Raw genomic sequence first — 14,292 nt, forward strand, 5'->3', positions numbered from 1 at the left:
ACCCGGACGCCGGGCCCGCGCGTCCACTAGATTCACGCCCATGGCCTTCGACCTGCATCGCGCCCTGTCCCTCGGCCGCCGGACGGCACGCCTGATCGGCGCCCTCCGCGACGACGCCCGGCCGCGTCGAGCCGCCTCCGAGGCCGGTCGACGGGCCGGCGACCGGAGCGGCCCGTCGCCCTTTCCGGGCCCGCCCGGGCCTCCCGGGCCCGCGTGGGACCCCACGGAGCCCACCGACTCGTGGCCGATGCCCGGGCCCGGGCAGGAGCGCCGGCCCCGGCGACAGGACGCCGGCCGCCACGCGTCCCTGCCGGACTTCACCGGGACCGTCCGCGTCGAGTACGCGCCCGTGCCCGGGCCGACGGCCGGGCCGGGCGAGGTCGTGTGGACCTGGGTGCCGTACGAGGAGATGGACGGCCGGGGCAAGGACCGCCCCGTGCTCCTGATCGGCCGGGACGGGGCGCACCTGCTCGGGCTCATGCTGACCAGCCGGGACCGGAACAACGCCCTGGCCCGGGACGAGGACTACGTGGACGTGGGCGCGGGCGCCTGGGACCGGTCCGGCCGCGCCTCGGAGGCGAAGCTGGACCGGGTGGTCCGCGTGGATCCGGCCGCGGTGCGCCGGGAGGGCGGCGTCCTGGACCGGGCGGCCTTCGACCGGGTCACGGCCGCGCTGGCCCGCGCCCGGCGGCGGGGGCGCTGAGTCCGCCGCGCGGATCGCAGGGTCTGGGTGGTAGGATCGTCCGCATTGTGTCCGCCGGTCGACGGGCACCCCCGGAACGGGTCATCATCGGTGTTCCCCACGCCGCTCAGTCCACGGATCCGGGCACCCTCCACGACCCCCTGTTCATGCGGCGCCCGGACCCTCGTCCGCGCCGCCGACGACGAAGGACCCGATTTGGCTAACATCAAGTCCCAGAAGAAGCGCATCCTCACCAACGAGAAGGCGCGCCAGCGCAACGTCGCGGTGAAGTCCGAGCTGAAGACCGCCATCCGCGCCGTGGACAAGGCCGTCGCCGCCGGCGAGGCCGAGGCCGCCGCCGCCGCGCTGCGCACCGCCTCCCGCAAGCTGGACAAGGCCGCTTCGAAGGGCGTCATCCACAAGAACCAGGCCGCGAACCGCAAGTCCGGCATCGCCGCCCGCGTGAAGGCCCTCCTCGGCTGATCCACGCCCCCCGGCTGTGACCGCGGCCCCCGCCCCGAGCGATCGGTGCGGGGGCCGCGTCGTGTCCGGGCAGCCCCCGTCGCGTGCCGTCCGGCGGCGCCGTCAGCGGCTGACGGCGGTGGCCACGCGGATGACCGCGCGCTCGACGGCGAACTCCGGGTTGCGGGAGGCGCCCTTGGCCTCGGCGTCGGCCTGGGCGATCCACTCCACGGCCTGCGCGATGCCGGCCGCCGTCCAGTGCCGCGCCGCCTGCTGGATGTAGCGCACCTGGAACGGGGCCACTCCGAGCAGGGACGGCAGCTCGGCGGCGGGCCGGCGGGCGTCGATCATCCGCGCCACCTGCCGCGCCTTGAGCGCGAGCGCCGCGGTGATCATCACCGGGTGGACGCCGGTGGCCATCGCGTGCCGCACGAGGGACACGGCCCTCGCCGCCTGCCCCCCGAGCGCCGCGTCGGCCACCGCGAAGCTCGTGGCCTCCACGCGGCCGCTGTAGTAGGTGTCCACGGTCTCGACGGTGACGACGCCCTCGGTGTCGTCGACGAGCTGGGCGCACGCGGCCGCGAGCTCCGTGAGCGAGGCGCCGGTGGCGCGGATGAGTGCGCGGGCCGCATCCTCGTCGATGCGCCGGCGCCGGTCGCGGAACTCGGCCTGCACGAAGGCCAGCCGCTCCTCGTCCTTCTTCAGCGGCACGCATTCGACCACCGTGCCGGCCTTCGCGACGGCCTCCAGCAGCTTCTTGCCGCGGGTGCCGCCGGTGTGGCGCAGCACGAGCGTGACGTCCTCCGCGCCCGGGCCCTGCTGGACGAGGCGCAGGGCGTCCGCGAGGAACGCGTCGTTCATGGCCTCGAGGCCCTCGACCGTGATGAGGGTGGGCTCGGCGAAGAGGGACGGGCTGGCCGCGGTGGCCAGCTGGCCGGGCTGGTACTCCCCCGCGCGGAGCCGGTGGATCTCCAGCTGACCGTGGCGCTCGCGCAGAGCCTGGGTCACGCGGTCCGTCACCCAGCGGGCGGCATGGTCCTCGGGCCCCTTGAGGAGCATGAGCGGGGCGGGCTCGGCTCTCCGCCAGGCCAGCGGGTCGGTGCGACCGGCTCGGCCGGAACGGGGGCTGCGGGCGGCGGACATGCGTCCCATCCTAGGGTCCGGTGCGGACGCTCGAGGGCGGGCGGACGGTGTGAGCCGCGAGCTCGGGTGCGCCCTCGGGGTCGGGGCCGTCCGCGGCCGTGAGGGCCAGCGTGCCGTGCAGGTCCGTGCGGGCCACCGGCCCGAGGCGGCCGAGCGCGTCCACCGTGGCCCGGTGGGGGTGGCCGTACGGGTTGTCGGCGCCCACGGAGACCACGTGCAGGCGGGCCCCGGCTGCGCGCGGCACGGCCGTCCCACCGTTGCGGGCCCCGTGGTGGGCGACCTTGAGCACGTCCACGCGCGGCGGTGCGGCGGCATCGGACCGGCGGCCCGCGACCCACGCCGCGGAGGCGTCCTCCTCCATGTCGCCGGTGACCAGCGTCGTGACCGGGCCGGCCCCGCTCTCGACGGTGACCAGCACCTGGGCGGAGGCGTCGTTCTCCTCGGGGGCCCGCGCGTCGGCGAGCAGCACGTGCCACCGCACCGGCCCGGCCGTGCCCGTCGCGCCGGTGCGGAGCCGTGCCGCGTCGGCGGGCGGGTCGACGCCCTCCGCCTCCCCGCCGCGCCCTCCCCTGCCCTGCCCCGGTGCGTCCCGGGTCGCGTAGTGCACCGCCCCGGGGGAGGCGCGGTCGACCACGCCGGCCAGTCCCCCGGCGTGGTCGGCGTGCAGGTGGGTGAGCAGCACGGCGTCCACCCGGTCGACGTCGAGGTCGTCGAGGCAGCGACGAGCGAGCCCCGGCTCGGGCCCGACGTCGACGACGACCCCCGCGCGCGGGCCGGACCGGAACACGGCCATGTCTCCCTGGCCGACGTCGCAGAACGCCACCGCCCAGTCCGGCGGGGCCGCGCCCGAGGCCCGCGGCACGAGGACCGCCCCGACCGCACCCGTGGTGGCCGCGGCCAGGGCGGCGGCGAGCACGACCAGGGCGGGGAGGCGCTCGCGGGTCCGCGGCGCGCTGCGGCCGACACGCCGGACCGGGGCGGTCCGGCGTCGTTCGAGCAGGAGCACGGCGGCGAATCCGAGGAGCGTCGCGGCCACCAGCAGGACGCCCAGCCCGGCGCCGAGGGCCCCGGCCGGCCACGGGCGCAGCGCCCCGGGCAGGGAGGCGCTGGTGTGGGCGACCCACCCGATCCAGGCCGCGGGCCACTGGATCACGGCCACGAGGGCGGCGGCGATCCCCGGCGCGGGCAGGGCGAGGGCGGCGGCGAGGGTGCCCAGGACGGTCACGGGCGGCACGGCCGGGGCGGCCAGCAGATTGGCCGGCACCGCGTAGGCCGACACCTCACCGGTCATGGCCAGGATGATCGGCTGGCAGGCCAGGTGGGCGGCCACGGTCACCGCGAGCGACGCCGAGAGCCACCGGGCCACGACGTCGGGCATCACCCGGCCGAGCCCGGCGTGCAGCGCACGGTCGAGGGGCGCGCCGCCCAGGACGATGCCCGCGGTCGCCGCCAGGGAGAGGTGGAAGGCCGGTTCCACGGCGAGGGCCGGCACCGCGACGAGCAGGGCCGTGCCGCCCACCGTCAGGAGTCCGAACGCCTGCCGCGCGCGGCCGAAGAACACCGCGAGGGCTCCGAGGGCGCCCATCACGGCCGCCCGGAGCACGGACGGCTCCGGCCCCACGACGACCACGAACACCCCGAGGACCGCCAGCCCGGCGCTGAGGACCACCGCCCGGTGCACCCGCGCGCAGCGCAGGGTGATCGCGACCGCGCCGAGGATCATGGCCACGTTGGCCCCGGACACGGCAGACAGGTGCGACAGGCCCGAGGCCTTCATGGCGTCGTCGAGGGCGGCCCCCTGGGCGGAGCGGTCGCCCAGCACCAGCCCCGGGATGAGTTCCGGCGCCGCGCCGACCATGTCCTCTGCGGAGTGACGGAACGCGGCGCGCAGCGCCTCCCGCCGCGGCGGGCCCGGGTCGCCGTCGGTGGCCCCGCCTCCCGCATCCGCCCCGCCGGGGCAGGGTCCCGGCTGCGGGACGGCCGCGGCGGCCAGGAACACCGTGGAACCGGACCTCGACGGCCGGGCCACGACGCACACCCGCGATCCCGGCCCGCCGCCGGGGGCCGCCGTCCCGTCCGACGGCGCGGCGATCGTCTCGGGCGGTGGGCCCGCGCCCGTGAGCCGAGCGGTCACGGGCGCCTCGGTGGCCCGCGGCGGGTTTCCGAACGTCTCGACCCGCACGGGCACGCTCCAGCGCGGGCCGAAGGCCGCCTCGCTCCGGGTGGCGGGCCCGTCCAGGGTCAGCTCGAGCCGCAGCGGTGAGCCGGCGTGCACCGCGCCGGTCCAGCCGCTGCCCTCGGCCGCGGCGGCGGGCCCGGCGGAGTGCTGCAGCATCAGGGCCGCGGCCACACCGGCCAGCGCCGTCGCGGTGGCCACGCCCCGTATCCGGCCGTTCGACCGGGCGGCGCCCAGGACGGCGGCCGCGGCGACGGCCAGCCCCGTGAGGGCCGCCGCCGAGCGGGCCGGGGCGTCCCAGCCGACGCCGAGGATCCCGAGGGTCAGGCAGGCGAGCAGGGCGGGCACCCACCGGGCGTCGAGCGGGCCGGGCACCTCGCGGCGGCGGGCGCGGCGGTCCACGGGATCGCTGGGCGGGCCCGGGGCCGGGTTCACCACGAGACGAGGTCGCGCAGCCGGTCGAGCGTGGCCGGGCCGATGCCGGAGACCGCGTCCAGGTCCTGCAGGCCGCTGAACGGGCCGACCGTCTCGCGGTGGGCGATGATCTTCTCCGCCGTGGCGGGGCCGACGCCGGGCAGGGTCTGCAGGTCCGCGGCGTCGGCGGTGTTCAGGTCCACGGTGCCGCCGGGCCCGGCACCGCCCGGCTCGTCTCCGGCACCGGCCCTGCCCGTGGTCGGCGTGGGCTGCTCCTGCGCGGCCCCGGCCACCCGGTCCAGGGCGTCCTGCGGCGTGTGGGCGGAGGGGACGAGGACCTGTTGGCCGTCGTCCAGCGGGGCCGCGAGGTTGATGCGCTCCGCCCGGGCGTCCCGGGTCGGGCCGCCGGCCGCGCGCACGGCGTCGGCCACCCGGGAGCCCGGCGCGAGGCTGACCACACCCGGCCGGGCGACCTCGCCCACCACGTGCACCCGCAGGGGGACGGACCCGGCGGGCCCGGACGCCTCCCCCGACGGCCCCGCCTCGGGCGTCGGCGCGTCGGTGCCCGCCGCCGTCGAGGCGGCGGAGGTCGCACCGGTCTGCGAGACGCCTGCACCGGCCGCGGGCGCCGGGATCGCCGCGGGCGGCGCCGGGGTGGTCAGCCAGGCCACCGCCCACCAGGCCGCGGCGGCGACGAGCAGCACGGTGACGGCCAGCAGGGCCGGCCGCCACCGCAGCACCGGGCCCCGGGGCGGGGTGCGCTCCCACTGGGACGCGGCGTGCGGGCCGGCTGTGTCGACGTCGGGGACGGCCGCGGCCGCGGGGCCCGGGGCGAACGCGGGCGGATCGTCGCAGAGGCGGTGGCTGGGGCTCATGCCGGCAGTCTGCGTCCGCGCGGCCGGCCAGGGCACGCTGCGCCCCCGGCCTGGGGATGACCACCGCGGTCCAGGGCGGTGTGCAGGAACGGACGCGTCCGTCTCCTCGGCGCTCCGGCACCGGCGGCCTCAGTCGCCCGAGCCCCCCGTGGGCGATTCCAGCGGGCAGATCACCACACCCAGGGCGCCCAGGCCCAGGTGTGCGGCGAGCACGGCGGGCAGCTCGACGACGGGCACGGGTGTGGTGGAGATCGGCTGCAGACGCTCCGCGAGCTGCCCGGCCGTCTCGGGGTCGCCGTACTCGTGCACGGCGATCCGCACCGGGTCCTCGCCGGCCCGCTCGGTCGCGAGCTCCACGAGGCGGTCGACGGCCCGGGCCGCGGACCGCGGGCGGTCGAGCAGGCCGATCGCGCCGTCGTCGACGGCCAGGACGGGGCGCACCTGCAGCAGGGTGCCCAGCAGCGAGGCCAGCCCGCTGATCCGCCCGCCCCGGCGCAGCTGCTCGAGGCTGGGCACCGTGAACAGCACCTGGCTGGAGTCCACGGTGGCCTCGAGGCGCTCGCGGATGCGCGCCACGGGCATGCCCACCCCCGCGTCCACGGCGGCGTCCACCACGGCCATGCCCAGCGCGAAGCCCACGGTCCGCGAGTCCACCACGGTCACCGGGCGCTCGGCGTCCGCGGCGGCCACGCGCGCGGCCTCCACGGTGCCGGAGAGCTCGCCGGACAGGTGCACGGAGAGGATGCGTGCATAGCCGGCGCGGGCCAGCTCGGCGTAGACCGTCCGGAACGCGCCCGGCGAGGGCCGCGAGGTGCGGACCGGGGTGCCGGCGGCCAGGGCCAGCGGCAGCTCCAGCGCGAGCTCGTCCGTCCCCTCCGTGTGGATCTGCTCGCCCACCATGACGGGCAGCGCCACCTGGCGGATCCCGGCGGCCAGACCGTGTCCGAGGACGGCGCCGGGCAGGGCGGCGGCCGAGTCCGTGACGACGGCCGTGCGGTCCCGGCGGGGCGGGCGCAGCCCGTAGCGCGCCCGCCCGGCCAGCTGCGAGCGGCGGGAGCGCAGGCGGACGAGCGCGTCGTCGCGCCACTGCTCGATGCTCGCCACGGCCTGCCTCCTCTCCCCCGGCTCGGTCGGGACCGGTCTCACGCGGTCAGCGAATCACCAGGTTCACGAGCTTGGGCTCGCGCACGATCACCTTGACGATCTGGGCGTCCCCGATGAAGTTCCGCACCTTCTGCGACGCGCGGGCGCGCGCCTCGAGGTCCTCGGCCGTGATGTCCGCAGGCACCTCGAGGGTGTCGCGGACCTTGCCCTTGACCTGGACGACGGCCGTGACGGTGTCCTCGACCAGCAGCGACTCGTCCACCGCGGGCCAGCCGGCGCGGACCACGGACGGCTCGTGGCCCAGGAGGACCCACATGTCCTCGGCCGTGTACGGCGCCACGAGGGAGAGCAGCACGGCCACGGCCTCGACGGCCTCGCGGACGGCGGGATCGGCCGCGCCGGCACCCGCGTCGATCTCCTTGCGGGCCGCGTTGACCAGCTCCATCGTCTTGGCGACGACCACGTTGAACTTGCCGTCGTCCAGCAGCTGCTGGGCCTCGTGCACGGTCCGGTGCGTCACCCGGCGCAGGGCCACGGCCCCGTCCGCCGGGTCCGCGCCGGCCGGGGCGCCCGTCGCGCGGACGTCGCGGGCCAGGCGCCACGCGCGGGCCAGGAACTTGCCGGCCGCGCCCGGGGCGACGTCGGCCCAGTCCACGTCGTCCTCAGGCGGCGAGGCGAACACCATGGTCAGACGCACGGCGTCGACGCCGAACTCGTCCAGCTGATCGCCCAGGTCCACGCCGTTGCCCAGCGACTTGGACATGGCCTTGCCGCCGTTGAGCACCTGGCCCTGGTTGAGCAGGGAGCGGAACGGCTCGGTGAAGGGCACCAGGCCGAGGTCGTGCAGGGCCTTGGTGAAGAAGCGGGCGTACAGCAGGTGCAGGATCGCGTGCTCCACGCCGCCCACGTACTGGTCCACGGGCAGCCAGCGGCGCAGGGCCTCGGGGTCGAAGACGCGGGCGTCGTCGTTCGGGGACGCGTAGCGGAGCACGTACCAGGACGAGTCCACGAACGTGTCCATGGTGTCGGTGTCCCGTCGCGCGGGGCCGCCGCACTGCGGGCAGTCCACCTCGACCCACGACGTCGCCGCGGCCAGGGGTGACCGGCCCTTCGGGGCCAGCTGCTCGCCCTTCAGGTCGGTCGGCAGGGTGACCGGCAGCTGGTCCTCCGGCACGAGGACCTCGCCGCAGTCCGGGCAGTGCACCACGGGGATCGGGGTGCCCCAGAAGCGCTGACGGGAGAGCAGCCAGTCGCGCAGGCGGTACGTGGTGGTGGCCCGGCCGGTGCCGCGCTCCTCCATGATCTCGATGGCCCGCGCGATGGCCGCGGTCTTGTCCAGGCCGTCGAGCTCGCCGGAGTTCACCAGGATGCCCTCGCCGGTCGTCGCGACGCCGGAGACCGCCGGGTCCTCCTCACCGGTGTCCAGCACGGTGCGCACGGGCAGGCCCATGGCGCGGGCGAAGTCGAGGTCGCGCTGGTCGTGGGCCGGCACGGCCATGATGGCGCCCGTGCCGTAGTCGGCCAGCACGTAGTCCGAGGCCCAGATCGGCAGGCGTTCACCGGTCAGCGGGTTCACGGCGTGGCGGCCCAGGAACACGCCGCTCTTCGGGCGGTCCGTGGCCTGGCGGTCGATGTCCGAGACCTTCTTCAGGTCCTCGCGGTACGCCTCGAGTTCGGCCCGCACGTCGTCGCCGGCGAGCTCGGCGGCCAGCGGCGCGTCGGCGGCGACCACCATGAAGGTCGCGCCGTACAGCGTGTCCGGCCGCGTGGTGAAGACCGTGACGACGGGGCCGTCCTCGACCTGGAAGTCGACGTGGGCGCCCTCGGAGCGGCCGATCCAGTTGCGCTGCATGGCGAGCACGCGCTCGGGCCAGTGGCCGGTGAGCTGGTCCATGTCGTCCAGCAGCGCGTCCGCGTATTCGGTGATGCGGAAGTACCACTGGTTCAGGGTCCGCTTGGTGACCTCGGTGCCGCAGCGCTCGCAGCGGCCGTCCACGACCTGCTCGTTGGCGAGCACCGTCTGGTCCTGGGGGCACCAGTTGACCGGGGAGTCCTTCCGGTACGCCAGGCCCTTGCGGTACAGCTGCTGGAACAGCCACTGGGTCCACCGGTAGTACTCGGGGTCCGAGGTGTGCAGCTCACGGGACCAGTCCACGGCGATGCCGTACCGCTGGAAGGAGCGCTTCTGCGTCTCGATGTTCGCGTAGGTCCACTCGGCCGGGTGGGCGTCGCGCTTGATGGCGGCGTTCTCGGCCGGCAGGCCGAAGGAGTCCCAGCCGATGGGGTGCAGCACGTCGAAGCCGCGCTGCATCCAGTGGCGCGCGACGACGTCGCCCATCGCGAACGCCTCGGCGTGCCCCATGTGCAGGTCGCCCGACGGGTACGGGAACATGTCGACCACGGTGCGGGTCTCGGAGCCGTCCTCGCGCGGGGCGAACGTCCCGGCCTGCTCCCAGTACCCGGCCCAGCGGGCCTCCACGTCACGGAACGAGTACTCCGCGTCGGCGGGGATGCTGGGGGTGGCCGGCACGGCGCTGTCGGTGGTCTGGCTCACGGCGGTTCGAGTCCTCACGCAGTCGGGATGGGGCGCCGGCCCTCGGGCGGCGCGGACGGGGCCGGCGGCACGGCCGGCCACCCCATCCTACGGCGACGGCGCCCCGGCCCGGCCGCAGGGCCGCTCCGAGACGCCGTGCCCGGCCGGGCACGCGGTTTCAGGCGGAGTGGCTGCCGCCTGCCGGACGCTCGGGCCCGGCGTCGGGACCGGGGCGCGCCCCTCCGGAGGTGAGCGCGTCGTCCTCCTCGAGCACCTGGGCGACCTCGTCCTCGAGGGCCTCCGTCACCGCGTCCGGGGCCGCCACGGAGTCCCCGACCGCCTCCTGCAGCTGCACGGCGTGCTGGGCCGTGAAGGTCTTCTCCGGATGCTCACGCAGGCGGAGCAGCGCGAGCAGGCGCAGACGCAGCCCCGACTCGGCGGAGATCTGCCGGCGGTGGGTGAGCCACCAGACGAGGAGCACGAGCGCGAGCACGATCCCCAGGTGGCCCAGCGCCGGGTAGACGACGTTCATCAGGTCGCCGAAGCCGACGAAGCTCACCGCGAAGGCCAGCAGCGTGACGCCGGCGAACACGGGCGGGTAGCGGCCCGGGCGGTCGGCCGTGAGGCGGCGTCCCAGCGCGTAGAACACGCCGATCGCGGTGTTGAAGATCATCAGGTAGATCACCACGACCATCGCCCAGCCCAGCCAGGGCGCGATCGAGGCGGACAGCCGCAGCATGGGGACGTCGGCGCGGCCGATCTCGGCGTAGCCGAGGTAGAGCAGCGTGGAGGCCATCAGGAGCAGGGCGGTGTACATCAGGCCGCCGGTGAGGCCGCCGAGGAACGCCTCGCGGGGGTGGGTGATGGACCCGCCGATCACGAGGCACATGGACACGGCCATCACGACGACGAGGCCGAAGTAGTTGACCGAGGACAGCCACCACGGGTCCACCGGCGTGGTGGCCTGGACGGCGAGGGACTCGTGGGCGGCGAAGCCGCCGTCGCGGGTGACCAGGACGTGGACGAACCCGGCCACGACCGCGACGACCACCAGGGGCGTGATCAGGGAGATGATCGCGGAGACCTTCTCCACGTCCAGCATGCCCGTCACGAGCACGAGCAGGGTCATCAGGGTGGAGCCCGCCCACGTCGGCCAGCCGAACTGCTGGGCGAGCGTCGAGCCCGCCCCGGCGAGCATGACGACGCCGATCGCGAAGAGCGTCACCGTCACCACGACGTCCAGGATCCGGGCCATCACGGGGTGCGAGACGCTGCGGAAGACGACCTTGTGGTCGGCCGCGAGGAACACGCTGCCCAGCTGGAGGATGACGGCGCCGCCGGCGGTGACGAGCAGGCCGGCCAGTCCCGCGCCCACGACGCCGATCCAGCCGAAGCCCACGAAGTACTGGATGACTTCGGCGCCGGTGGCGAAGCCGGCGCCGACGAGCAGGCCGACGAAGGCGAGGGCGATCTTCAGGGATCTGAGGGCGACGGGGTGCGCCCGTCCGGGCCCCGGGACCGAGGACGGGCCGGAGTACGGTAGGAACGCGCGCGCCATCGTGGCCAGGACCAGGCGTCGCCGAGCTCCGCGGCGGACCCCGTCCCCGCGTCCAGCGGAGACGAGGCGCGCCACGGCGTTGGCGGTCGACGGCCTGGCTAGGGTGGGGACGTGCCTGTCCCGACGCCGCCCGCCGCCCCGGGCCCGCCCGTCCGCCTGCGCGATCTGCTGCGTCCGCCCGCGGCGCCCGCCGATCCCCGCGGGCTCACGGGCCACCCGGCCCGGACGCCACGCCGGCGTACCCTGGCCGTCCCGGACCCCGTCAGCGGGACCCCGTCGTCCGTGGCCGTGTGGGAGTACACCCCCGTTCCGGAGGCCGCGCCGGGATCGCCCGGCCCACCCGAGGGGGACGCGGCCGCTGCGCCGCTCGTGTTCGTGCACGGCTTCCGCGGGGACCACCACGGCCTTGCCCTGCTGGCCGACGCGCTCCCGGAGCATCCCATCCACTCGATCGAGCTGCCCGGCTTCGGGGCCTCGGAGCCCTTCCCCCACGCCGAGCACACCGTGGCCCATCACGCGGACGCGGTGGCCGCCGTCGTCACCGCCCTGGGCCTGCCGGCCGCCCCCGTGCTGGTCGCACACTCCTACGGGACGACGGTGGCGGCCGAGCTGGTCGCCCGGGAGCCGTCCCGGTGGGGACGGCTGGTCCTCCTCAACCCCATCGCCGAACCCGCGCTGCAGGCGTCCGCGTCCCTGACGAGCCGGGTGCTGGCGGCCGTCGCCGAGGGGTACTACGAGGTCGCCGCCCGCCTGCCCGAGCGCCCGGCGCGGCTGCTGCTGGGCGCGCCGCCGGTCGTGTGGGCGACCACGCTCGCCATGACCCGCACCAGGGACAGGGATGTCCTTGCGTACACCCATGACCAGCACCGGCGTCACTTCTCGGGCTTCGCCTCCGCACGCATGCTCTCCGAGGCGTACCGCGCCTCGAGCACGGGCTGCGTGGCCGACGACGCCGCCCGCCTCACCCTGCCGGTGCTGCTGGTCGCGGGGCGAGAGGATCCGCTGGGCTCGGTGCCGGCGCAGGAGGCGCTCGCCGCGGCGATCGACGCCGCGGGCGGCACGGCGGAGCTGCACGTCCTCGACGGCGTCGGGCATCTGCTGCACTACGAGCGGCCGACCGCCTGCGCGGCCCTGATCCGTGACTGGCTCCGCCGCGCCGGCCGTTGACGGGCTCCTCAGAGCACCCCGGCCGGGTCGAGCCGCACCCGCACCGGGGCGGTCTCGCGCCGGGCGCTCGCCGCGGACCGGGCGGCGCGCAGGGCGCCGACGGTGGCCTCGGCCGCCGCGTAGGGGAAGATCAGCAGGGCACGGGAGCGGGTCTCGTCGGCGGGGTCCGGCACCGGCCCGATCCAGGGCAGCCGCGCCGGGCCGCCGTCGAGCGGGGCCGAGTGCGGATCCTCGTGGACGTCCTCGTCCGGCCGTTCCCGGCGGGCGGCCTCCACGAGCTCGAGGTACTCCGCGACGGCGGCGGCCTCCCCCGTGACCTCTGCGAGGCGGCCGGCGGGAGGCAGGTGCAGCTCGCGCCGCTCGGCGACCTGGCGCGCGGCGAAGCCGTCGGGGTCCCGTCGGACCAGCGCGTTCACCGCCTCCCCCGCGTCCGCGGTGACCACCACGACGCCCCCGTCGGAGGCGGGGCGGACCAGGCAGGCGGCGGCGAGCCAGCGGGCGAGCACCCGGCCCGGCACGTCGAGGCCCTCGCGCTGGAGCTGGCTGTCCCCGTCGAGCAGCAGGGCGGCCGCGTAGCCGTCGGGCGTCACCGGCTCAGCCCCCACGGTCGCCACCACCAGGGAGGGCCCGGGCGGCACCGAGCCGAGCATGTGCTGCGCCGAGGAGGCGTGCACGGGCACGCGCGGGAACGCCCGGCCCAGCTCCTCGGCCGTGCGGTCCACGCCGCGGGCCCCGGCCCGCAGCGTCGTGCCGCCGCACTCGGTGCACCGGAAGCCGCGCTCCCGGGTGCCGCACCACCGGCACGCCACCTCCCCGTGCCGGGCGGCCCGCGCGTCGCGGAAGCCCAGCGGCCCCGCGCAGACGCGGCAGCGGGCGGGCGTGCGGCACCGGTCGCACACGAGGGCGGGGATGAAGCCGGCCCGGGCCACCTGCACGAGCACCGGGCCGGGCCGTGGCCCGAGCAGCGCGGCGCGGGCGGCCGCCCAGGCGGCCTGCGGCAGCCGTGCCCGCTGCGCGAACGGGTCGCGCGCCGTCTCCCAGGCGTCGGCGGTGGAGACGACCCGCGGCCCGAGCTCCCGCTGGGTCGCGCGGGAGGGGCCCAGGTGCAGCAGCCAGCCCGACTCGACGAGCCGTTGCACCGGGACCGATCGGGAGGGCCCGGCGAAGAGCAGCGCCGCGCCGGTCGCGCGGGCCCGCTCCAGCACGACCTCTCGGGCGTGGAAGTAGGGCGCGCGGGGTTCTGCCCACGCATCGTCGCCGTCGTCCCAGAGCACCACCAGCCGCAGGTCGCGCACGGGCGACCACACGGCGGCCCGGGTGCCGGCCACGATGCGCCGGGTGCCGCGCAGCGCGGCCAGGTGGGCGCGGTACCGGGGCGTGTTGCCGTCCTCGGAGCCGATCCGCGCGTAGGCGTCCTCGCCCACGTGCTCGTCGAGGGCTGCGCAGAGCCGGTCGAGGTCGCGGTGGTCGGGCACCAGCAGCAGGACGCCGCCGCCCGAGGCGGCCACCGTGCGCGCCAGGGCGGCCAGCGCGCCCGCCTCGTCCCATTCGAACAGGCGCGAGGGCACGACGGCGGCCGCCCGCGCGGCGTCTCCGGCCAGCACGGCGGACACGAACGCGGTGCCCTGCTCGAGTGACTCCCACACCGTGGGCACGAGGCCCTCCTCCGCCGCGGTCGCCTCCGGGCGCTCGGCGTCCGTGCCGGTCAGCGTCACAGGGTGGTCCGCGGCGGTTTCCGCGTCCTCCGCCAGGGCGGCCTTCTCGACCTGCGCGACGCGCGGGGGCACCGCGGCCCGCAGCACGTCCGTGACGACGCCGGCCTGGCGGCGGGCCACCGCGCGAGCGGTCGCCAGGACCTCCTCCGTCAGCGGCGGGATGGCGGTGAGCACGCCGGTGAGCTCGGTGAGCTGGGCGCCGGTGGCCGGCTCCTGCTCCCGCGAGACGAGCCAGCCCGTCATGGCCCGTCCGCCGAAGCGGACGGACACGCGGGAGCCGGGGACCGCCCGGTCGTCCAGGGCCACGGGCACGAGATAGTCGAACTCGCGGTCCAGGTGCGGCACGGGCGAGTCCAGCAGGACGCGGGCGATCGGCCGCTCCGGCCACCCCTCGGCCCGCTCCGGCAGTCGGGGCGCGTCCTCCGGCTCCGGGAGGGCGAACAGCGTGTCCGTGATGCCCGCC

At 76.7% G+C, this 14,292-nt stretch carries 10 protein-coding genes; 3 read left to right on the top strand and 7 right to left on the bottom strand.

Annotation, left to right across the window (positions count from 1 at the left end; all coding sequences use genetic code 11):
• Positions 1–40: 40 nt before the first annotated feature.
• On the top strand, positions 41–703 hold the full coding sequence (locus tag MLUT_RS17725) for a type II toxin-antitoxin system PemK/MazF family toxin (protein WP_010078614.1): 663 nt from the start codon (positions 41–43) through the stop codon (positions 701–703).
• A 195-nt stretch (positions 704–898) separates the two neighbouring features.
• A complete protein-coding gene (gene rpsT, locus MLUT_RS17730) occupies positions 899–1,165 on the top strand; it encodes a 30S ribosomal protein S20 (RefSeq protein ID WP_002854699.1) in 267 nt (88 codons plus the stop codon).
• A gap of 102 nt (positions 1,166–1,267) precedes the next feature.
• Here the strand turns inward: rpsT and holA are convergent, their stop codons facing one another.
• The 6 genes from holA to MLUT_RS17760 all read right to left on the bottom strand — a co-directional run bounded on the left by holA (position 1,268) and on the right by MLUT_RS17760 (position 10,947).
• A complete protein-coding gene (gene holA, locus MLUT_RS17735; protein WP_010078613.1) occupies positions 1,268–2,287 on the bottom strand; it encodes a DNA polymerase III subunit delta in 1,020 nt (339 codons plus the stop codon).
• A 10-nt stretch (positions 2,288–2,297) separates the two neighbouring features.
• Positions 2,298–4,901, bottom strand: a complete 2,604-nt coding sequence (locus tag MLUT_RS17740) for a ComEC/Rec2 family competence protein (RefSeq protein ID WP_012750889.1) — start codon at positions 4,899–4,901, stop codon at positions 2,298–2,300.
• A complete protein-coding gene (locus tag MLUT_RS17745) occupies positions 4,895–5,752 on the bottom strand; it encodes a ComEA family DNA-binding protein (protein WP_012750890.1) in 858 nt (285 codons plus the stop codon). Before MLUT_RS17745 ends, MLUT_RS17740 begins: the two co-directional genes overlap by 7 nt.
• Positions 5,753–5,881: 129 nt before the next feature.
• Positions 5,882–6,856: a DegV family protein gene (locus tag MLUT_RS17750; protein ID WP_010078610.1), complete on the bottom strand. Its 975-nt coding sequence runs from the start codon at positions 6,854–6,856 to the stop codon at positions 5,882–5,884.
• Between the two features lie 46 nt (positions 6,857–6,902).
• Positions 6,903–9,410 carry a leucine--tRNA ligase gene (gene leuS / locus MLUT_RS17755; RefSeq protein ID WP_010078609.1) on the bottom strand — a complete coding sequence of 836 codons (2,508 nt, stop codon included), beginning with the start codon at positions 9,408–9,410 and terminating at the stop codon, positions 6,903–6,905.
• 157 nt (positions 9,411–9,567) lie between these two features.
• On the bottom strand, positions 9,568–10,947 hold the full coding sequence (locus tag MLUT_RS17760; RefSeq protein ID WP_010078608.1) for a YkvI family membrane protein: 1,380 nt from the start codon (positions 10,945–10,947) through the stop codon (positions 9,568–9,570).
• A 111-nt stretch (positions 10,948–11,058) separates the two neighbouring features.
• Here MLUT_RS17760 and MLUT_RS17765 point away from each other — a divergent pair, with 111 nt between their 5' ends.
• Complete coding sequence (locus tag MLUT_RS17765; RefSeq protein WP_010078607.1) at positions 11,059–12,114, top strand: alpha/beta fold hydrolase; 1,056 nt, start codon at positions 11,059–11,061, stop codon at positions 12,112–12,114.
• Positions 12,115–12,122: 8 nt separating this feature from the next.
• Here the strand turns inward: MLUT_RS17765 and MLUT_RS17770 are convergent, their stop codons facing one another.
• Positions 12,123–14,285 (bottom strand): primosomal protein N' family DNA-binding protein, encoded by a 2,163-nt coding sequence (locus tag MLUT_RS17770; RefSeq protein WP_306294212.1) that lies wholly within the window; start codon positions 14,283–14,285, stop codon positions 12,123–12,125.
• Positions 14,286–14,292 lie beyond the last annotated feature (7 nt).

The organism is Micrococcus luteus NCTC 2665 (assembly GCF_000023205.1).
GTDB classification, from domain to species: Bacteria; Actinomycetota; Actinomycetes; order Actinomycetales; family Micrococcaceae; genus Micrococcus; species Micrococcus luteus.

Bases quoted from the DNA above. Each gene is read 5' to 3' on its own strand.
- MLUT_RS17725 (WP_010078614.1), top strand. From the start codon at position 41: ATGGCCTTCGACCTGCATCGCGCCCTGTCCCTCGGCCGCCGGACGGCA.
- holA (WP_010078613.1), bottom strand. From the start codon at position 2,287: ATGTCCGCCGCCCGCAGCCCCCGTTCCGGCCGAGCCGGTCGCACCGAC.
- MLUT_RS17745 (WP_012750890.1), bottom strand. From the start codon at position 5,752: ATGAGCCCCAGCCACCGCCTCTGCGACGATCCGCCCGCGTTCGCCCCG.
- MLUT_RS17760 (WP_010078608.1), bottom strand. From the start codon at position 10,947: ATGGCGCGCGCGTTCCTACCGTACTCCGGCCCGTCCTCGGTCCCGGGG.